Consider the following 18,587-nt stretch of genomic DNA (forward strand, 5'->3'; position numbering starts at 1 on the left):
TGGACAGCGGCTGGGACGGCCCCGCCCGAGCACGAGCGGAGGTGGCGCGGTGAGCGGTGTGACGCCTCGGGGTGGCGACGCGACGCACCTGACCGTCGAGCAGGAGGTGGAGCGCCTGCGCTGGCAGCTGGCGATCTCCGCCGGCGGCGTCGGCGGCTTCGACTGGGACCTGGTCACCGGGCACCTCACCTGGGACGACCGCCTGCTCGAACTGTTCGGCCACGACCGCTCCACCTTCCGCGAGAGCATCGAGGCGTTCAACGAGCGCGTGCACCCCGACGACCTGCCGCGCGTGACCCGGGCCCTCGCCCGGTGCGCCGAGACGTGCGGGGAGTTCGACGCCGAGTACCGCGTCGTGCTGCCCGGCGGCGTCACGCGCTGGGTGCGCGCCCGCGGGCGGGCCCTGCCCGACGGAGCGGGCCGCGCGGTGCGCGTCCTCGGCGCCGCCTACGACACCACCGACACCCGCGACGCCGACGCCCGGACCTCCCGCGTGCTGGAGACGATGCCGTCGGCCTTCTGCTCCCTCGACCGCGACTGGCGCTTCAGCTACGTCAACGCCGAGGCCGAGCGGCTGCTGGGCCGCTCCCGCGCTGAGCTGCTCGGCGGCGACGTGTGGGAGCTGTTCCCCGACGCCCGCGGCAGCGTCTTCGGGGTCGAGTACCGCCGCGCCGCCGAGTCGGGCGAGCCGGTGGCCTTCGAGGCGTACTACCCGCCGCCGCTGGACCGTTGGTACGAGGTGCGGGCGTGGCCCGGCCCCGACGGGCTGTCGGTGTACTTCCTCGACATCACCGTGCGCCGACGAGCGCAGGAGGAGGCCGAGGAGGCCCGCCGGCGCGCGGAGGAGGCCGCCGACCGCCTGGGGCTGCTGGTGCGGGTGGGCGAGGACCTGTCGGCCACGCTGGACACCGAGGAGGCCGTCGGCCGCCTGGCCCAGCACCTCGTGCCGGGACTGGCCGACTGGTGCATCGTCACCCTCGTCGACGAGCAGGGGACCCTGCGCGACATCGGTTCCTGGCACTCGGACGAGGAGCTGCGACCGGCCGTGGCGGCCTACCGCGACGCGCGGCTGCCCGCGCTGGACGAACGCTCCTTCCTGCACCGCGCCCTGCGCACCGGCCGCCCCGTCACCGTGGAGCGCGACGGCACCGCCGCCCTGCTGGACGTGGTGGCCGAGGAGCAGGCGCGCGACCTCGTGCGCCTGCTCGCCCCGGAGTCGTTCGCGATGCTGCCGCTGCCGGCGCGCGGCCGCACCGTCGGGCTGGTCAGCCTGTTCCGCGGCCCCGGGCGCGCGCCCATGCCGCCGCAGGACCTGCTGACCGCGCTGCAGGTCGCCGACCGGGCCGGGGTGGCTCTCGACAACGCCCGCCTGTACACGCACCAGCACCGCATGGCGGAGGGCCTGCAGCGCAGCCTGCTGACGGCTCCCGTGGAGCCCGACCACGTGCAGATCGCCGTGCGCTACCAGCCCGCGGCGGCCGCCGCGCAGATCGGCGGCGACTGGTACGACGCGTTCCTCACCCCCGACGGGGCGACGGTCCTGGTCATCGGCGACGTCATGGGTCACGACATCGAGGCCGCGGCCGCGATGAGCCAGGTGCGCAGCCTGCTGCGCGGCATCGCCTACTCCAGCGGCACCGGCCCGGCCACGGTCCTGACCAGCCTGGACGCCACGATGCAGGGCCTGGCCGTGGACACCACCGCCACCGCGCTCGTGGCCCGCCTGGAGCAGGTCGTCGACGACCGCGAGCGGGACGTGGCCCGGCTGCGCTGGTCCAGCGCCGGGCACCTGCCGCCGGTGCTGCTGGCCCCCGACGGCACGGTCAGCTCGCTGGCGGTGCACCCCCCGCAGCTGCTGCTGGGCGTGGACCCCACCGCGCGGCGCTCCGACGCGGCGATCACCGTGGACCGCGGCTCGACGCTGCTGCTGTACACCGACGGGCTCGTGGAGCGCCGGGGCGCGTCCCTGGAGGACGGCCTGGCGCGGCTGCAGGACGTGGTCGCGGAGCTGGCGCACCTGGAGCTGGAGGCGCTGTGCGACGAGATCCTGGCCCGGCTCGTGCCCGCCGGCCACGACGACGACGTGGCGCTCGTCGGGGTGCGCCTGCACCCGCTGGGCCGGCCGCGCCCCGCCGAGGCCGGTCCCCACCGCGTCCCGCCGCACCCGCCCACCCCGCTGACGCGGGACTGACGACGCGGAACACGCCGACGGATCAGCTCCCCGTGGTGGTCTCGGCACGCTGCGTGGAGCACGTGGGCCGGGAGCGTCGTCTCGGTGGCACGGCCGCAGCCGGTCCGCTACACAGGACGTTCCCCCGGGCCACCAGCGCCCCGGGGGCGCACGACCACGCGGCGACACGGACGGCGCCGCGCGACGAACGGAGGCGGGCCGTGCCAGGACGACCGGAGCCCGTCCCGGAGCTCCCCGGCCGCGCCCTGCGCCGGGCCATCCTCCTCAGCGAGCGCGTCGCCGCGGCCAACCGCCGCAAGGTGCGCGGTGTCGCGATCCGGCGCCTGCCGCTGACCGGCACCGTCGTGCCCCGCCGCCGCGCGCGCCCCGGGGACGGGGGGCCCGGGGCCGGGGCTTGACCGCCGCGACCGCGACGGGCCGGGCGCCCGCGACGGGTCAGGTGCCCGCGGCCGGCGACTGCCGCAGCACCCGGAACGCGAACTGGGTGACCGGCCCCAGGGCCAGCGCCATCACCACGGTGCCCACCCCGACGGGCCCGCCGAGCAGCCACCCCAGCGCCACGACCCCCACCTCGATGAGGGCGCGGGAACGGCCCACCGGCCAGCCGCGCAGGTGGCAGGCCACCATGAGGCTGTCGCGCGGGCCGCTGCCCAGCCCGGCGCCGATGTAGAGGGCGCCGCCGAACCCCAGGAAGAGCACCGAGGCAGCCAGCACCGCCACGCGCACCGCCGCGGGTGCGGAACCCAGCCCGTCCAGCCACGACGAGGCCAGCAGGGCGTCCAGCGCGGCTGCGATCGCCACCACGTTGACGAGGGTGCCCAGCCGCGGGCGCACGCCCAGCACCAGGGACACCAGGACCACCAGCACCCCCACCCCGGCCACGACGGTGCCGTAGGACAGGCCGGTGCGGTCGGCGACACCGGCGTGCAGGACGTCCCAGGACGCCACGCCGAGGTGCACCTGCAGCGAGCCCCAGACGCCGGCCGCGCACATCGCCAGGCCGGCGAGGAACTGGGCGACCCGCCGCGGCGGCGGGCGGCGGCGCCCGGGGCGTGCGGGGGGACCGGGGGGAGTGGTGCGGGCGCTCACGTGGTTCCTCGTCATGGGTGTGCGCGGGCGTGCGCCGCTGCTTCGACGTCCGGGGTCCCGCCAGCTTCGCAGGTGCGCGGCGGGTGCGCCGTGCGGGCGGGTGCGCCGCGGGCGGTCCTCACCGCGCCGGCGCCGGGCCGTGAGGAAGAGTTTTCGCCCCCGTCACGCCGGTGGGCGCCGGGGGGTGCTGGGGCGCGGGCCGGCCGTGGAAGACTCCCGCGGGTGACCGAGACCACGCAGCAGGCGGCTCCCCAGGTGAAGGCCCAGATCGGTGTCACGGGCCTGGCGACGATGGGGCGCAACCTCGCCCGCAACATCGCCCGGCACGGGTACGTGACCGCGGTGCACAACCGCAGCGACGCGCGCACCAGGGCCCTGGTCGAGGAGTTCGGGCACGAGGGCACCTTCGTCCCGGCGTACTCGGCGCAGGAGTTCGTCGACTCCCTGGAGTCCCCCCGCACGGTGATCGTCATGGTGAAGGCCGGCGGCCCCACCGACGCCGTCATCGACGAGCTGGCGCCGCTGCTGAGCGAGGGCGACATCATCGTCGACGCCGGCAACGCCCACTTCGCCGACACCCGCCGCCGCGAGGCCGCGCTGCGCGAGCAGGGCATCCACTTCGCCGGCGTCGGCGTCTCCGGCGGTGAGGAGGGCGCGCTGCTGGGCCCGTCGATCATGCCGGGCGGCTCCGAGCACTCCTACGCCAAGCTCGGCCCGATCCTCGCCGACATCGCCGTCTCGGTGGACGGCACCCCGTGCTCCACCCACGTCGGCCCCGACGGCGCCGGCCACTTCGTGAAGATGGTCCACAACGGCATCGAGTACGCCGACATGCAGCTCATCGCCGAGGCGTACGACCTGCTGCGCCACGGCCTGGGCCGCACCCCCGCCCAGCTCGCCGAGGTGTTCACCTCCTGGAACTCCGGGGACCTGGAGTCCTTCCTCATCGAGATCACCGCGCAGGTGCTCGCCAAGGAGGACCCCACGCAGGACGGCGTCGCGCTGGTCGACGTCATCCTCGACGAGGCCGAGCAGAAGGGCACCGGCCGCTGGACGGTGCAGACCGCCCTGGACCTGGGCACCCCCGTCTCCGGCATCGCCGAGGCCGTCTTCGCCCGCGCCCTGTCCGGGCACGCCGAGCAGCGCGAGGCCGCGCAGGGCGTGCTGCCGGGGCCTGCGGAGGACGGCCCGTTCGTCGCCGAGGGCGACGCGGAGGCGTTCGTCGACGACGTGCGCGCGGCGCTGTACGCGTCGAAGGTCGTCGCCTACGCGCAGGGCTTCGACATGATCAGGGCGGGTTCCGAGGAGTACGGCTGGGGCATCGACCCGGGCGCGATGGCGACGATCTGGCGCGGCGGCTGCATCATCCGCGCGAAGTTCCTCGACCGGATCAAGGACGCCTACGCGAACCGGCCCGACCTGCCCTCCCTGCTGCTGGACCCGTACTTCGCCGAGGCCGTGGCCAACGGCCAGGAGGCGTGGCGCCGCGTCGTGCAGCACTCGGTGGCGCACGGCATCCCCGCGCCCGGCTTCTCCTCGGCGCTGGCGCACTACGACGGCCTGCGCCGCCCGCGCTCCTCGGCGGCGCTGGTCCAGGGGCTGCGCGACCTGTTCGGCGCGCACACCTACAAGCGCACCGACCGCGAGGGTTCCTTCCACGTGGAGTGGGCCGGCGACGGCGCCGAGCACCCCGCCTGAGACGCCGCCGCCCCACCACCCCGAGAGCGAGGACACGATGAGCGACGCGCCCGGTGAGCACCGGTCCACCCCGACCGTCTTCGTGCTGTACGGCGCCACCGGCGACCTGGCCAAGCGCCTGGTCATGCCGGGTTTCGCGGCGCTGGCCGCGGCCGGCCTGCTGCCCGAGCGCTGGACGCTCGTCGGCAGCGGCCGCCGCCCGGTGAGCGACGAGGAGTACCGCCGGCACGTGGTCGAGGGGCTGCGCGAGTTCGGCAAGGGCCTCGACGACGACGTGCTGGACGAGGTCGCGGCCGGGCTGCGCTTCGCCGGCGGCGGGTTCAGCGAGTCCGACCCCGGCGAGCTGCTGGAGGTGCTGGAGCAGGTCCGCGGCGAGCTCGGCGAGGACGCGCAGCTCGTGCACTACCTGGCGCTGCCGCCCTCGACGTTCGACGACTACACCCGTGCGATCGCCGCCCACGGCCTGGCCGAGGGCTCGCGCGTGGTCTACGAGAAGCCCTACGGCACCTCCCCGGAGTCCTTCGAGCAGCTCGACGAGCTGGTGCAGTCGGTGTTCGACGAGGAGCAGGTCTTCCGCATCGACCACTTCCTCGGCAAGGAGGCGACCCAGCAGCTGCACGTGCTGCGCTTCGCCAACCGGCTGTTCGAGCAGGTGTGGAGCGCCGAGCACGTCGCGCAGGTGCAGATCGACGTGCCCGAGACCCTCGGGGTGGACGAGCGCGCCCAGTTCTACGACGCCACCGGCGCCACCCTGGACATGCTCGTCACCCACCTGCTGCAGGTCGCGGCGGAGGTCGCGGCCGAGCCCCCGGCGGGCCCGGGCCCGGACGCGCTGCAGGAGGCGCGCGAGGCGGTGCTGGCGTGCTTCCGGCCGATCGACCCGTCCGAGGTGGTGCTGGGCCAGAGCAGCGGCTACCGCCACCTGGAGCACGTGGACGACGAGTCCGGCACGGACACGTTCGTGGCGGCGCGGGTGTGGGTGGACAACGACCGCTGGCGCGGGGTGCCGTTCGTGCTGCGCACCGGCAAGAAGCTGGCCGAGAGCCACCAGCACGTCACCCTGGTGCTGCGCCCGCCGACCGCGCTGCAGCACGGGCCGGGGCAGCGCCCGGACCGCCCGGAGACGATCACCTTCACCCTCAGCGGCAACGGCACCGTGTGGGCGGGTGTCACGGCCCGCCGCCCGGGCGTCTCCGACGACCTGGTGCCGGGCCGGCTCCACCTGGACCTGGCCGAGCTGCCCGACGCCGAGCCGCTGCCGCCGTACGCGGCGCTGCTGCGCGACGTCCTCATCGGCGACCGGGCCCTGTTCACCACGTCGGCGGGGCTGCGCGACGCGTGGCGGGTGGTGACCCCGCTGCTGCAGCAGCGCGGCGAGCTGCACCCGTACGAGGCGGGCACGTGGGGCCCGGAGGCCGCCGACGAGCTCGCCGCCCCCTACGGCTGGCTCACCCAGCACTGACGGGTCCCGCTCCCGGCCCTCCCGGGGGCAGGGGGTGGGGGGTCGACCGCGCCGCGTGGCGGACGTGGTCCACCCGGGGGATGACGGGGGACTTCACACCCCGGACCGATCCGCGGCACACCCTTCCCGGCGCACCCTGGAGGTACGGGTCGGGCGGGTCCGCCCCGTGAGCCGAGGAGGGGTCGCCGTGGACGTGCTGACGGGGGTGCTGCTGGTCGTGGGAACGCTGGTGGGGTTCGGTCTCGTGCTGACCGCCGCGCTGGCCGGGTGCGCTGCCGAGGAGGGCCGCCGTGACGGGCGGCTGCTCGTCGCCCCGCGCGGCGCCGCCTTCGGCGAGGCGAGCCGCCTCGCCGTCGAGGCCGAGCGCGCCGAGCAGGCCTCGCGCGCCCGGGTCGTCCACCTGGACGAGCGCCGCGCCCGCCGGGCGGGCACCCACCGCGCCGCCTGAGCGGGCCGGGACCGGGGGGTCGCGGCGCGGCGGTCGAGCGCGACCCGCGGTGGCGTCCGGGAGGGCCACCGGGGCGTGCCCTCCCGGGTAGGACTGCCCGGGCCTCCCACGCGGTCGCTGGCCCCCCCGACACTTCGAGCTCGGCGCGCTCGGAGGAGGACTGTGGTGGGCATCGCGGTGTCGGGGACGGGCAGGGGCGGTTCCGTCGTGGCCGGGGGGCGGCTGAGCCGGGCCGTGCGGTTCCGCCGCTACGGCGGCCCGGAGGTGCTGGAGGTCGTGGAGGTGCCGCGCCCGTCCGCACCCCCCGGGGGCGTGGTGGTGGAGGTCGTCTCCGCCGCGCTGAACCCCGGGGAGATCGGGATCCGCGAGGGCGTCTTCGCCGACCTGTGGCCGGCCGACTTCCCCGAGGGGCAGGGCAACGACTTCTCCGGTGTCGTGGCCGAGGTGGGGCAGGGCGTGCGCGGGCTCGCCGTCGGCGACGCCGTGCTGGGTTTCAGCCCGCGGGCGGCGCAGGCGGACTTCGTCGTCGTCGGCGCCGATCGGCTGGCGCTCAAACCCGCCGCGCTCGGCTGGGACGAGGCCGCCACCCTCGCCGGGGCGGGCGCCACCGCGTGGGCGGCCGTGGGGGCGGTGGACCCCCGGGCGGGGGAGACGGTCCTCGTCTCCGCGGCCGCCGGAGGGGTCGGCGTCGTCGCGACGCAGCTCGTGCTGCTGCGCGGGGCCCGCGTGGTCGGGACCGCGGGTGAGGCCAACGCGGGTTTCCTCACCTCCCTGGGTGCGGTGCCGGTGCGCTACGGCCCCGGGCTGCTGGAGCGGGTGCGGGCCGCGGCACCCGGGGGCCTGCACGCCTGCGTCGACACCTTCGGGCCGCCCACCGTGGACGTCGCCCTCGCGCTCGGGGTGCCCGCGCACCGGATCGACACCACCGCCGACGGCGCAGCGGTGCAGCGGTACGGGGTGCGCCACGACGCGCAGGAGCAGGCGGACACCCGCACCGTGTGGGGAGAGCTGGCGCGGCTGGTCGTCGCGGGCCAGCTGAGCGTGCCGATCGCGGCCACCTACCCGCTGTCGGCGGTGCAGGACGCCTACCGCGACCTCGCCGCCCGGCACGTGCGCGGCAAGCGGGTCCTGCACGTCGCCCCGGCGGTGCGGCGCGCGGAACTCACGGAACTCACGGAACCCGGGATCGATCTTCCGGCACGCACCCGCCGGTGGGAGGACTGATGACGATGGGCACGGTCACGTTCGAGGGGGGCCCCGCGTGAGCGCGGCACCGGAGGGATCGCGCCGCGCCGCGGCGGAACTGCGCCTGGCCACCGCGGTCGTGCGGTCCCGGGTGGAACGGGCCAGGGAGCGGCGCCGCGCCCTCGTCGCGGCGCGCTGGGCCGACGTCGTCGCCCGCGCCGACCGCGGGCCGGACGAGCTGCAGATCGAGATCGACCACGCCGCCGAGCACGTCCCGGCCGAGGGGACCGCCGCCGGGCCGGTCGTCGTGCGCGACGACCCCGCCGAGCACCGCTACGAGGCCCACGTGGACGGTGAGCTTGCGGCGATCGCCGAGTACCTGCCCACGCAGCAGTTCCTGGTGTTCTCGCACACCGAGGTCCTGCCCGGGCACGAGGGCCGCGGCGTCGGCTCGGCGCTCGTGCGCGGCGCGCTGGACGACGTCCGCCGCCGGGGGCTGCGCGTCGTGCCGCTGTGCCCGTTCGTCGCCGCGTGGATCCGCCGGCACGCCGAGGACTACGCCGACCTGGTGTTCACCTCGCCGCCCCGCACGTCGCCCGGGACCGGACGGCAGGCGGCGAGCCCCCTGCCCGGGACCCCGTGAACACCCCTCGCAGCACCCGGTTCCCACGTACCGTGATCGGGTACCCGCCGGGGGCTGCGCGGGGCCTCGCGGGCGCGCGGCCGCTGCGCCGGGTGGGGGAGCGAGAACCCGCGCCGGAACCACCGGCGCGCCACCGAGGCGGGGGAGGAGCACTGGTGCGCACCGTGCAACCGCAGGAGCGCGCTGGTGAACGGGGGGACGGCCGCTTCCCCGCACCCCGGGTCGAGCAGCAGACCGCCGCCGCGCCCACCGACGCGAGCAGCGCGGTGGTGCTCGGCGACTTCCTGCGCGCGGTGCGCAACCACCGCCGGCCGCAGGACGTGGGGTTGCCGGCTCCGGCGAGCGCGCGGCGGGTCCCGGGGCTGCGGCGGCAGGAGGTCGCCGACCTGGCCGACGTGAGCCTGGACTACTACACCCGCATCGAGCAGGGCCGGGTGGGCGAGGTCTCCGGCGCCGTCCTGAACTCCCTGTCGCGCGCCCTGCACCTGCGGCCCGAGGAGGACGAGCACCTGCGCCGGCTCGCCGCGCCGCGGAGCCCGAGGGGAGCGCGGCGGCAACCACGCGCGAGCGCAGCCGTCCGGGCGGGCCTCCTGGCGCTGGTCGAGGACCACCCGGCACCCGCGTTCCTGGCGAACCCCTGCCTGGACGTGGTGGCGGCCAACCTGCCGTGGAGGGTGCTGGCCACGCCCCCGGGACGATCCGTGGCGACCATCGACAACCTCGTGCGCTGGCACTTCCTCGACCCGTACGCGCGCGAACTCCTCATCGACTGGGAGGAGGGGGCCGCCCGGACCGTGGCCGGCCTGCACGTGCAGTCGTCCCTGCACCCCGGCGACGAGCGGGTGCAGGAACTGGTGGCCGAGCTGCTGCCCGCCAGTGACGAGTTCCGCCGCATGTGGGCGGTCCCGCAGGTCCGGGGCACCGCCCACGGCCGGGAACGGATGCGCCACCCGTGGGCGGGGGAGTTCGCCTTCGACTACGAGTCGCTGCAGCCGCCCGGGGACGAGCTCGTCCTCGCCGTGTTCTCCCCGGTGGCCGGCACGGGATCGCGCGAGGTGCTCGACCGTCTGCTCGCCGAGCACCGGCGCACCGGCCGCGGGGCGGGCGCGTGAGCGGAGCAGGTCTGGAGGTGCTGCTGGATTCGGTGAACGCCGAGGACACCGAGGGGTTCCTGGACGCCTTCACCGACGACGCCGTCGTCGACGACGACGGCCGCCTCTACCGGGGGTTGCTGCAGGTCGCGGAGTGGAACACCCGGGAGGTGATCGGTGCGCACCTGCGGGTGCGCCTCGTGGAACCCCCGCCGGCCGGGCGTGCGTTGCTCGTCGAGGTGCGCGCGGCGGGAGGGGTTCAGCGGCGCGTCGTGGAGGCCCGCTGGCGGCGGGACCGCATCGAGCACCTGAGCGTGCGTCGCGCGGTACCGCCCCGTCGCCCCTGAGCGACCCCGGCGGCCCGCCGGGGGAGGGGGGTACTGCCCGGGCCTCCCCGCTGGACGCCGACCTGCGCCACGGTCGCGGTGAGCGGTTCCCCGCTGCCGGTGCGGCACGCCCGGCCACCCGTCCCCACCCGGCGCACGCCGGTCCCGTCAGGAGAACACGTGAAGAACACCACCCGCGCCGTCGGTGCGGTCGCCGCCGCGCTCGCCATCACCGTCCTCGCCGCACCGGCCCAGGCCGACCCGCGCGTCGGAGGGGAGATCGGGGCGCACTACGAGGCGCTCGGCGGACCGCAGGGGTTGCTCGGGGAACCCGTCACCGGCGAACTGCGCACCCCGGACGGTCGCGGCGCATACGTCCACTTCCGGGACGGCTCGATCTACTGGTCCCCGGCGACCGGCGCGCACGAGGTGCACGGCGCGATCCGCGACTCCTGGGCGGCCGGTGGGTGGGAGGCCGGGTTCCTGGGCATGCCGGTGACCGACGAGACGCGGACCCCGGACGGGGCGGGGGCGTACAACCACTTCCAGGGCGGCTCGGTGTACTGGTCCCCGGCGACCGGCGCGCACGAGGTGCACGGCGCGATCCGCGACGCCTGGGCGGAGCACGGCTGGGAGGCGGGGACCTTCGGGTTCCCCACCGGCGACGAGCACGACGTCCCCGGTGGCAGGCGCAGCGACTTCCAGGGCGGCTCGATGCGGTGGACGCCTCGGGACGGGGTCACCGTGGCGGGGGACTCCGGGGTGACCGGCTGCCCCGCGCCGTACAACCGCGCCACGCCGGAGCAGGCCGCCGGCTGCCTCGTGCGCGGGTGGGAACTGCGCCGGGGCGACGTGATGGCGACCTACGCCGTGAACGCCGTGGTCGGTGAGCTCCTCGCCACCCCGTACTCGCCCGCGACGGCGGACGGCTGCGCACGCACGGAGCAGCCGGTCGCGGACACCACCAGCGGGATCGAGTGCGTCTACCACGTGCCGGCGCGGCCGGGTTCCCCCGTGCAGCACGGGGTCGACGTGCACCTGGGCATCGGCCTGCGCGCCGGGGCCGCCGTCGTCGAGGACGTGGAGTTCACCGGCTGACGACCACGGCGGCGCGCGGGGCGGACGCGGTGGTCCGGGGCGTGCGCCGCCACGGCTCAGGTCGGTCCCGGCGAGCTCCCCGCGCCCGCAGGTGCGCCCGGCTGCAGCAGGGGCGCCACCCGGTCCCACCGGGCGATCTGGCAGCCGTCGGTGCGCTCGAAGGTGGCCGAGACCTCCCCGCCGCCCCAGGTGCCGGTGACGGTGGCCCGTTGCGGCCCGCCGTAGACCTGGGTGCACACGCGGTCCTTCGGGACCGGCGCGAACGGCTGCTGCACCGCGGTGAGCGCGGCGCAGGCGGCGGCGGCGTCGGGGTGGTCGCCGCCCGCGGTGCCGTCCGGCGCGCACGTCAGGGTCCAGGTGCTGGTGCCGCCGGAGCCGTCGTCGACGGTCACCGTGAGGGACCCGCCGGCGCTGCTCGGCGCCGTGCCGGTCCCGGGCGTGGGCGTCACCCCGTCGCCGGGGGTGCTGCCGGACGTGCTGCTCACCGCTGGACCTCCCGCCTGCTGCTGGCCGCACGCCGCGGCACCGGTGATCGCCAGGGCCGCCGCCAGGGCGAGCGCGCCCCGCGGGTGCCTGCGCGCAGTGCTCGTGCCGGTCATCGTCGCCTCCCGGGTGCGTGCGCGCCCCCGGTGGGGCGCCGGTGGTGGGACGTGGCGGGGCACCGGGTGGTTCCCCGGGCCGGTGCCGCTCGGTGACGGAGCGGGGCGTACGATTGGCAGTTTTGCCGTGCCAGGATCCGGCGGCCAGCCCCTGCAAGATCCTCCCGCGGACGGCTCCGTGATCGCAACGTTGTTGTCCTGCAACGGTTCTGGCACGATCACCGGGCTCCCCGGACCCCAGGAGGAACCGTGCCCGCCCCCGCCCGGGAAACCCCCGACGACACCGGCGTGCTCGCCGTCGAGCAGCGCCACCTCGACCGCGCCCGCGCCGAGCTGACCCGCATGCGCGAGCACGCGCTGTCCCTGACCGCCGACGGCGGCGACCCCGTCGCCGACGCCGCCCTCGCCGCCGCCCTGCACCGGCGCGCCGCGAGCCTCGTGGACGCCCCGTCCACCGCCCTGTTCTTCGGCCGCACCGACCACGACTCCGGCGAGGTCCTGCACATCGGCCGCCGCCACGTCACCGACGCCGCCGGCGACCCCGTGGTCGTGGACTGGCGCGCCGACGTCTCCCGCGGGTTCTACCGCGCCAGCCGCGCCGAGCGCGGCGACGTGCGCCTGCGCCGCCGCTTCGGCGTCGAGCACGGCCGGCTCACCGCCCACGAGGACGAGCACCTCACCGACCCCGCGCCCGGGGAGGACGAACGCGCCTCGCGGATCCTCGCCCGCGAGGTCGAGCGGCCCCGGTCCGGGCCGATGCGCGACATCGTCGCCACCATCCAGCCCGAGCAGGACGCCCTCGTGCGCGCCGACGCGTCCACCACCGTGTGCGTGCAGGGCGCTCCCGGCACCGGCAAGACTGCCGTGGGCCTGCACCGCGCGGCGTGGCTGCTGTACGCCCACCGCGAGCGCCTCACCCGCCAGGGCGTCCTCGTCGTCGGCCCCAACCGGGCGTTCCTGCAGCACATCGGCGCCGTGCTGCCCGCGCTGGGGGAGGTGCGGGTGGAGCAGGCCACCGTCACCGACCTCGTCACCCGCCCCGGCGGCGGGCGCGGGGAGGTGCGGGTGCGCGCCGCCGAGCCCACCGGGGTCGCCGCCCTCAAGGGCGACGCGCGCCTGGCGGAGGTCGCGCGCCGCGCCGTGTGGGCGGCGGTGGGCGACCCGGCGCTGGTCCTGGACGGCGGCGCGTTCGTGCTGCCGCGCGGTTCGCGCCGCTGGCGGGTGCCCGGGTACCGGGTGCGCGAGCTGCTCGACGAGCTCGCCTCACGGGGCATCCGCTACGAGGCCGCCCGCGCCCTGCTGCCGCAGCGCCTCGCCCACGCCGTCCTGCAGCTGTTCGAGGCCGCCGGCGACTCCCCCGACGACGCCGTGCAGGACGCCGTGGCCCGCAGCGCCGACGTCAAGCGCGCCGTGAAGCGGCTGATGCCCGCCCAGGACCCCGCGAAGGTGCTGCACCGGCTGCTGTCCGACGGGGAGTTCCTGGCCGCCTGCTCCGACGGCGTCCTCGACGACGCCGAGCGGGCCCTGCTGCTGTGGGAACGGCCCCCGCGCAGCGCCGGGTCCGCCCGCTGGACCACCGCCGACGCCGTGGTGCTCGACGAGGTCGCCGACCAGCTCACCCGCACCCCCTCGCGCGCCCACGTCGTGCTCGACGAGGCGCAGGACCTGTCCCCGATGCAGCTGCGCGCGGTCGGCCGGCGCTGCTCCACCGGCGCCGCCACCGTCCTGGGCGACATCGCGCAGGGCACGACCCCGTGGTCGGCGCGCTCCTGGAGCGAGGTGCTGGCCCACCTCGGCAAGCCCGGCGGGCACCTGGAGGTCCTCGACCGCGGTTTCCGCGTGCCCTCGGCCGTCATCGACTACGCCGCCCGGCTGCTGCCCGTCATCGCGCCCGAGCTGACCGTGCCGCGCTCGGTGCGGCCCGACCCCGGCCGCCTGGACGTGCTGGCCGTCGACGGCGACGCGCTGGCCGAGGCGGTGGCCGTCGTCGCCGGCCTGCTGCGCGAGGAGGGCTCGATCGGCCTCGTCGTCGCCGACGCCGCCGCGGACGCGGCCGCGAGCGCCCTCGCCGCTGCCGGCGTGCCCACCACCCGCCTCGACGCGGTGCGGGACGCGGCCGGGGAGCAGGACGGCGAGCTGCCCGAGCGGGTCTCCCTCGTGCCCGCCACCCTCGTCAAGGGCCTGGAGTTCGACCGGGTCGTGGTGCTCGAGCCCGCCGACGTCGTGGCCGGCGAGCCCGACGAGCGCACCGGCCTGCGCCGGCTGTACGTGGCACTGACCCGCGCCGTGACCGCGCTCACCGTCGTGCACGCCCGTCCCCTGCCCGAGCGGCTGCGATGAGCCGTAGGCTCCCCGGCATGTCCGAGGTCCCCTCCGTCAACGCCGCCGCCGTCCCCGCCGACGCCACCCTCCTCGACGTCCGCGAGGACGACGAGTGGCAGGCCGGGCACGCCGACGGCGCCCTGCACATCCCCATGAGCGAGGTGCCGCAGCGCCTCGCCGAGCTGCCCGAGGGCGAGCTGCACGTCGTGTGCCGCGCCGGCGGGCGCTCGCTGCGCGTGGCGCAGTGGCTGAGCCAGAACGGCTACGACGTCGTCAACGTCGAGGGGGGCATGGGGGCGTGGGCGGACGCCGGGCGCCCGATGGTCTCCGAGACGGGCGAGGAGCCCTTCGTCCGCTGAGGACCTCGGGGTCCCGGCCCACCCCGGTGACCGGCTCGGTCACCGGGAGCGGACGGTTCACGAGACCCTGGCGATGCGCCCGGCGTACCCGTCCACGGTGATCATCGGTGGGCGTTCGCCGACGTCCAGGACGTGCGTGACGGGGGCGTAGCGCCCGTACTCGTCGCGCGCGAACTGGGTGACCGCGGGCCGCTCCCCGGTGGGGCCGAGGGCGCGCTCGTGCACGACGTGGCTGATCTGCGCGGCCATCCGGCCCAGCGCGGCGGTGTCCTGGTGGCTGTGCCGCCGCCGCCCGAGGTCGACCTGGGCGATGGACTGCAGCCCGCGCAGGCGCAGGGTGTCGATGAGCATCGCGATCTCCACGCCGTAGCCGCCGCAGAACGGGACGGCCTCCAGCAGCCGGCGGCGCCCGGCGTACTCCCCGGCGAGCGGCTGCACGAGCCCGGCCAGCTCGGGGAAGTAGCGGTTGATGAGCGGGCGGGCGACCAGCTCGGTGACCCGCCCCCCGGAGGCGTCGCCCGCCCCCTGCAGGGGGCGGTCGTAGCAGCCCTTGACGAGTTCCACACCGGGGTCGGCCAGCAGCGGGCCGAGCAGGCCGGTGACCAGCTGCGGCTGCGGGTCCACCAGGTCGGCGTCGACGAAGACGACGACGTCGCCGGAGGTCACCGCCAGCGACTTCCACAGCACCTCGCCCTTGCCGGGGCGCGAGCCCAGCTCGGGCAGGACGTCGTCGCGGTGGTGCACGTCCGCGCCGGCGGCGCGCGCGGTCTCGGCGGTGCCGTCGGTGGAGCCTGAGTCCATGACGACGACCTCGTCGACCAGGCCGGTCTCCTCCGCCAGGCGCCGCACCATCCGCACCACGCCGCCGACGGTGGGCTCCTCGTCGAGCGCGGGCAGCACCACGCTGACGCGGGTGCGCCCCTTGTCGGCGCGCAGCCGGGCGACGGGCCAGTCCCGGGCGCGGGACGTCGACCGGTCGAACCACGTCTGCACGGGCAGCTTCACGCAGCACCTCCTGGTCGGTGACCCTCCCGGCCACGGTGGCACGCGTGCGCGCGCTGCGACAGGAGCCGGGGGAGGAGTTCACGTGAGCGTCACACGGCACCGGTGGCGGGTCGCTGCTGGGCCGGACGGGTGGTGAGGGGCACCCTGGAGGGGGAGGCGGGCGCCGGCAGGTTTGGCCGGGGCGCGCCTCGGGTACCTACGGTGCCGTCAGGTGGGCGGCAGGGCGGGAGGGCGGATGCCGACGGGAGTTGGCCCGGTGCCGGCGACGCACTGGTCGTCGTTCGAGCACGACGCCGCGTCCGTCCCCAGGGCCCGGCGCGCGGTGCGCTCCGTGCTGGACGGTGCGGGGCTGGACGCGGAGGCGACCGCCGAGATCGAGATCGTCGTGTCGGAGATCGTGGGGAACTCGGTGCGCCACGCGCGCCCGCTGTGCGGCGGGGAGATCCACGTGCAGTGCCTGGTGACCCGCGAGAGCGGCGCGCACGTGGAGATCGCCGTGACCGACGGCGGTGCCCCGGGGCGGGTGGTGAGCCCGCGCGCGGTGGACGACGGGTCGACGTCGGGGCGGGGCCTGCGCATCGTGGCGGGTCTGGCCGACGAGTGGGGCGTCGTCGAGAACGTGGACGACCTCAGCCGCACGGTGTGGGCGTCCTTCGGCGGCCCGACGCGCCTGCACCCGCGTTGAGCCCGCACCGGACCCGCGCCGATCGAGCCGGGTGACGCCGGTGTGCACCCGTTCCAGCTACGGGGAGCCGGGGATCGGTCGCTCAGCGGGATAGCCTGGGGGTGACGGCGCCGGAGAGCACCGGCGTCCCGAGCCGGGGGGAGTGCCCGTGGACTCCACTCACGCCGTGCCCACCGCCCACCCGCCCGCGCACCTGCCCGGGCGGCCGCTCCGCTCGGCCCTGGACGTGGCGGACCTGCGCCTGCTCGAGCGGACCACCACCCGCCTCGCCGCCGCCCTGAGCGTGCGCGAGGCCGTGGCCGTCGTGCTCGGCACCGTGCAGGAGGTCCTGGGCGCCTCCAGCTGCGACGTCTTCCTCTTCGACGGCGGCGCCCTGGTGCCCGCCGGTGACGGTCTCGCCCGCTCGTCCGCCGCCGGTCGCGCCCCCCGCCTGCCGCTGGACGCCTCCACGCCCAGCGCCGAGGCCGCCCGCACCCGCCGGCCGGTGCTGCTGCGTTCGCCGGGCGAGCTCGCCGCCCGCTTCGCCGACCCCGTCAACGAGAACCTCGTCGCCGCCGGTGAGCGCTCCTGGGTGGCGCTGCCCATGCAGACCGACACCGGCCTGACCGGGGTGCTGCGCATCGGCCTGCCCCGCGAGGGCGCGCTCGACGAGGTGCAGCTCCTGCTGGCCGCCGTCCTCGCCGGGCAGTGCGCCAGCGCCGTCGAGCGCGCCCGCCTGTTCGACGCCGCCCGCGAGGCGGCCCGCGACGCCCGCCGCGCCGAGCACCGCTACCGCACCCTCGCCGAGGCCGGCCGCCTCGACGTGTTCACCGCCGACCCGGCCCGCGGCCTGACCGGCGACCTGCCCGGCTGGCGCGCGCTGACCGGCCGGGACGGCGACGTCCGCGGCGCCGCCTGGGCCGCCGACGTGCACCCCGCCGACCTGCCGGGCGTGCTGGGGGAGGCCGCCGCCGCCGCCCGCGAGGGCCGCGCCGGCACCGCCCGCCTGCGGCTGCGCACCCCCGGCGGGTGGCGCTGGCTCGCCGCGACGGCCCAGCCGGTGCGCGTCGACCCCGACGACCCCGACAGCCCCGTCCTGGAGTGGGTGGGCGCCCTGGACGACGTCGACGAGCGGGTCCGCTCCCGCCGGCGCGCCGGCGCCCTGCAAGCGGTCACGGTGGCGCTGTCCACCGCCGGCACGCGCGCCGCGGTGGTCGACGCCGTGCTGCGCGCCTGCCTGGACCTGCCGGGCACCACCCGCGCCAGCCTCACCCTGGCCGACGAGGAGCGCGGCCCGGGCGGGGCGCTGGCCGTGCACCGGCTGCGGCGCGACGGCCGGCGCGAGCACCTCGTGCGCGGGGACCGCCGCGCCGCCGAGCTGCTGCGCGACGTCGACGCCTGCTCCGCCGCCGGGGGCTGGTACGTCGCCGGGCCCGCCGGGGCGGCCGACCTGCCGGCGTGGGTGCGCCCCACGTACCTGCAGGCCCTCGCCGAGGGCGACGCGGCGTGGGCGGTGCTGCCCCTGGCGACCCCGCACCGGCGCCTGGGCGGCCTCGTCGTCGGCTTCGCCGAGGACGACCCCGCGGGGGAGCTCGACGAGGAGGAGCGCGCCTTCCTGCTCGCCCTCGCCGGCCAGGTCGCCGGCGCCCTGGACCGCGTGGACCTGCTGGAGCGCGAGCGCAGCACCGCCCGCGTCCTGCAGGACGCCCTGAAGCCGGGCCCGCTGGCCCCGGTGCCGTGGTTGCAGGCGCACCGGGCGGTCGCCACCAGCGCCGGGGCGGACGTCGGCGGGGACTGGGCCGAGGTCGTCGTCGTCGACGCCGAGCGCGTCGCCGTCGTCCTCGGCGACGTCATGGGGTGCGGGGTGCGGGCCGCCACCGTCATGGGCGTGGTGCGCGCCCAGGTGCGCGCGCTGGCCCTGGTGGACCCCCACCCCTCCGCCGTGCTGCGCGGCCTGGACGCGTGCGCGTCCGCCTCCGGCGGCGAGGACCTGGTGACCCTGGCGTACGTGCTGCTGTCCCGGGACGGGGAGGCGCTGGCCGCCTCCGCCGGGCACCCCCCGCCGCTGCTGCGCACCGACGCCGGCGTCCGCTACCTCCCGGTGCCGGCCGGCCCGCCCGTCGGCGCGCTGCTGGCCGGCGCCGGGGACCGCGAGGACGTGCTGCGGGCGCGGCTGGAGCCCGGCGAGGACCTCGTGCTGTTCTCCGACGGGCTGGTGGAGAGCCGCGCCCGTCCCCTGGACGAGGGGATGGCGGCGGTGCTGGCGCACACCTCGGGCACGGGCGCCGTGCCCGTGCACGCCGTCGTCGAGGGCCTGGTGGAGGCCCTGACCCGGGGCGAGCCGGTGGACGACGACGTGACGGTCCTCGCGGTCCGCCGCCCCCGCGGGGACGTGCTCTAACCTCGC

17 protein-coding genes are annotated in these 18,587 nt (G+C 77.1%); 14 read left to right on the forward strand and 3 right to left on the reverse strand.

The annotated features are described in order from the left end of the window. Positions 1-49: 49 nt before the first annotated feature. Entirely contained in the window at positions 50-2,191 is a 2,142-nt protein-coding gene (locus ACRYR8_RS04435; RefSeq protein ID WP_432482869.1) for a PP2C family protein-serine/threonine phosphatase, read from the forward strand. A 200-nt stretch (positions 2,192-2,391) separates the two neighbouring features. Next, positions 2,392-2,589, forward strand: a complete 198-nt coding sequence (locus ACRYR8_RS04440; RefSeq protein WP_432482870.1) for a hypothetical protein — start codon at positions 2,392-2,394, stop codon at positions 2,587-2,589. A gap of 37 nt (positions 2,590-2,626) precedes the next feature. On the opposite strand, the gene ACRYR8_RS04445 is transcribed toward ACRYR8_RS04440, so the two are convergent. Then, complete coding sequence (locus ACRYR8_RS04445) at positions 2,627-3,280, reverse strand: DUF6198 family protein (RefSeq protein WP_432482871.1); 654 nt, start codon at positions 3,278-3,280, stop codon at positions 2,627-2,629. A 222-nt stretch (positions 3,281-3,502) separates the two neighbouring features. On the opposite strand from ACRYR8_RS04445, the gene gndA reads away from it, so the two are divergent. The 8 genes from gndA (at position 3,503) to ACRYR8_RS04485 (ending at position 11,231) form a co-directional block, all read left to right on the forward strand. Continuing rightward, positions 3,503-4,978, forward strand: coding sequence for an NADP-dependent phosphogluconate dehydrogenase (gndA, locus tag ACRYR8_RS04450; RefSeq protein WP_432482872.1), 1,476 nt, complete (start codon positions 3,503-3,505; stop codon positions 4,976-4,978). A gap of 37 nt (positions 4,979-5,015) precedes the next feature. After that, on the forward strand, positions 5,016-6,440 hold the full coding sequence (locus tag ACRYR8_RS04455) for a glucose-6-phosphate dehydrogenase (RefSeq protein WP_432482873.1): 1,425 nt from the start codon (positions 5,016-5,018) through the stop codon (positions 6,438-6,440). A gap of 187 nt (positions 6,441-6,627) precedes the next feature. After that, positions 6,628-6,888 (forward strand): hypothetical protein, encoded by a 261-nt coding sequence (locus ACRYR8_RS04460; RefSeq protein WP_432482874.1) that lies wholly within the window; start codon positions 6,628-6,630, stop codon positions 6,886-6,888. 165 nt (positions 6,889-7,053) lie between these two features. Beyond that, complete coding sequence (locus ACRYR8_RS04465; RefSeq protein ID WP_432482875.1) at positions 7,054-8,112, forward strand: NADP-dependent oxidoreductase; 1,059 nt, start codon at positions 7,054-7,056, stop codon at positions 8,110-8,112. 37 nt (positions 8,113-8,149) lie between these two features. Continuing rightward, positions 8,150-8,716 carry a GNAT family N-acetyltransferase gene (locus ACRYR8_RS04470; RefSeq protein ID WP_432482876.1) on the forward strand — a complete coding sequence of 189 codons (567 nt, stop codon included), beginning with the start codon at positions 8,150-8,152 and terminating at the stop codon, positions 8,714-8,716. Positions 8,717-8,871: 155 nt separating this feature from the next. Beyond that, entirely contained in the window at positions 8,872-9,828 is a 957-nt protein-coding gene (locus ACRYR8_RS04475; RefSeq protein WP_432482877.1) for a helix-turn-helix domain-containing protein, read from the forward strand. Then, positions 9,825-10,154 (forward strand): hypothetical protein, encoded by a 330-nt coding sequence (locus tag ACRYR8_RS04480; protein ID WP_432482878.1) that lies wholly within the window; start codon positions 9,825-9,827, stop codon positions 10,152-10,154. The genes ACRYR8_RS04475 and ACRYR8_RS04480 overlap by 4 nt, the downstream gene beginning before the upstream one ends. 159 nt (positions 10,155-10,313) lie before the next feature. Then, positions 10,314-11,231, forward strand: a complete 918-nt coding sequence (locus ACRYR8_RS04485) for an LGFP repeat-containing protein (protein ID WP_432482879.1) — start codon at positions 10,314-10,316, stop codon at positions 11,229-11,231. 56 nt (positions 11,232-11,287) lie between these two features. Here ACRYR8_RS04485 and ACRYR8_RS04490 read toward each other — a convergent pair whose 3' ends face one another. Continuing rightward, positions 11,288-11,830, reverse strand: coding sequence for an SSI family serine proteinase inhibitor (locus tag ACRYR8_RS04490; protein ID WP_432482880.1), 543 nt, complete (start codon positions 11,828-11,830; stop codon positions 11,288-11,290). Between the two features lie 249 nt (positions 11,831-12,079). Here ACRYR8_RS04490 and ACRYR8_RS04495 point away from each other — a divergent pair, with 249 nt between their 5' ends. Both ACRYR8_RS04495 and ACRYR8_RS04500 read left to right on the forward strand, forming a co-directional pair. Beyond that, complete coding sequence (locus ACRYR8_RS04495) at positions 12,080-14,170, forward strand: HelD family protein (RefSeq protein ID WP_432482881.1); 2,091 nt, start codon at positions 12,080-12,082, stop codon at positions 14,168-14,170. A gap of 17 nt (positions 14,171-14,187) precedes the next feature. Then, positions 14,188-14,511, forward strand: a complete 324-nt coding sequence (locus tag ACRYR8_RS04500) for a rhodanese-like domain-containing protein (RefSeq protein ID WP_432482882.1) — start codon at positions 14,188-14,190, stop codon at positions 14,509-14,511. A 57-nt stretch (positions 14,512-14,568) separates the two neighbouring features. Here ACRYR8_RS04500 and ACRYR8_RS04505 read toward each other — a convergent pair whose 3' ends face one another. Further along, positions 14,569-15,516 carry a glucosyl-3-phosphoglycerate synthase gene (locus ACRYR8_RS04505; protein ID WP_432482883.1) on the reverse strand — a complete coding sequence of 316 codons (948 nt, stop codon included), beginning with the start codon at positions 15,514-15,516 and terminating at the stop codon, positions 14,569-14,571. A 235-nt stretch (positions 15,517-15,751) separates the two neighbouring features. Between ACRYR8_RS04505 and ACRYR8_RS04510 the strand changes: the two genes are divergently transcribed. Then, positions 15,752-16,201, forward strand: coding sequence for an ATP-binding protein (locus tag ACRYR8_RS04510; protein WP_432482884.1), 450 nt, complete (start codon positions 15,752-15,754; stop codon positions 16,199-16,201). Positions 16,202-16,349: 148 nt separating this feature from the next. Beyond that, positions 16,350-18,581 (forward strand): SpoIIE family protein phosphatase, encoded by a 2,232-nt coding sequence (locus tag ACRYR8_RS04515; protein ID WP_432482885.1) that lies wholly within the window; start codon positions 16,350-16,352, stop codon positions 18,579-18,581. Positions 18,582-18,587: the final 6 nt, after the last annotated feature.

It is taken from the genome of Kineococcus esterisolvens (assembly GCF_050871405.1).
GTDB lineage: Bacteria > Actinomycetota > Actinomycetes > Actinomycetales > Kineococcaceae > Kineococcus.

Bases quoted from the DNA above. Each gene is read 5' to 3' on its own strand.
- ACRYR8_RS04490 (WP_432482880.1), bottom strand. From the start codon at position 11,830: ATGACCGGCACGAGCACTGCGCGCAGGCACCCGCGGGGCGCGCTCGCC.
- ACRYR8_RS04455 (WP_432482873.1), top strand. From the start codon at position 5,016: ATGAGCGACGCGCCCGGTGAGCACCGGTCCACCCCGACCGTCTTCGTG.
- ACRYR8_RS04500 (WP_432482882.1), top strand. From the start codon at position 14,188: ATGTCCGAGGTCCCCTCCGTCAACGCCGCCGCCGTCCCCGCCGACGCC.
- ACRYR8_RS04510 (WP_432482884.1), top strand. From the start codon at position 15,752: ATGCCGACGGGAGTTGGCCCGGTGCCGGCGACGCACTGGTCGTCGTTC.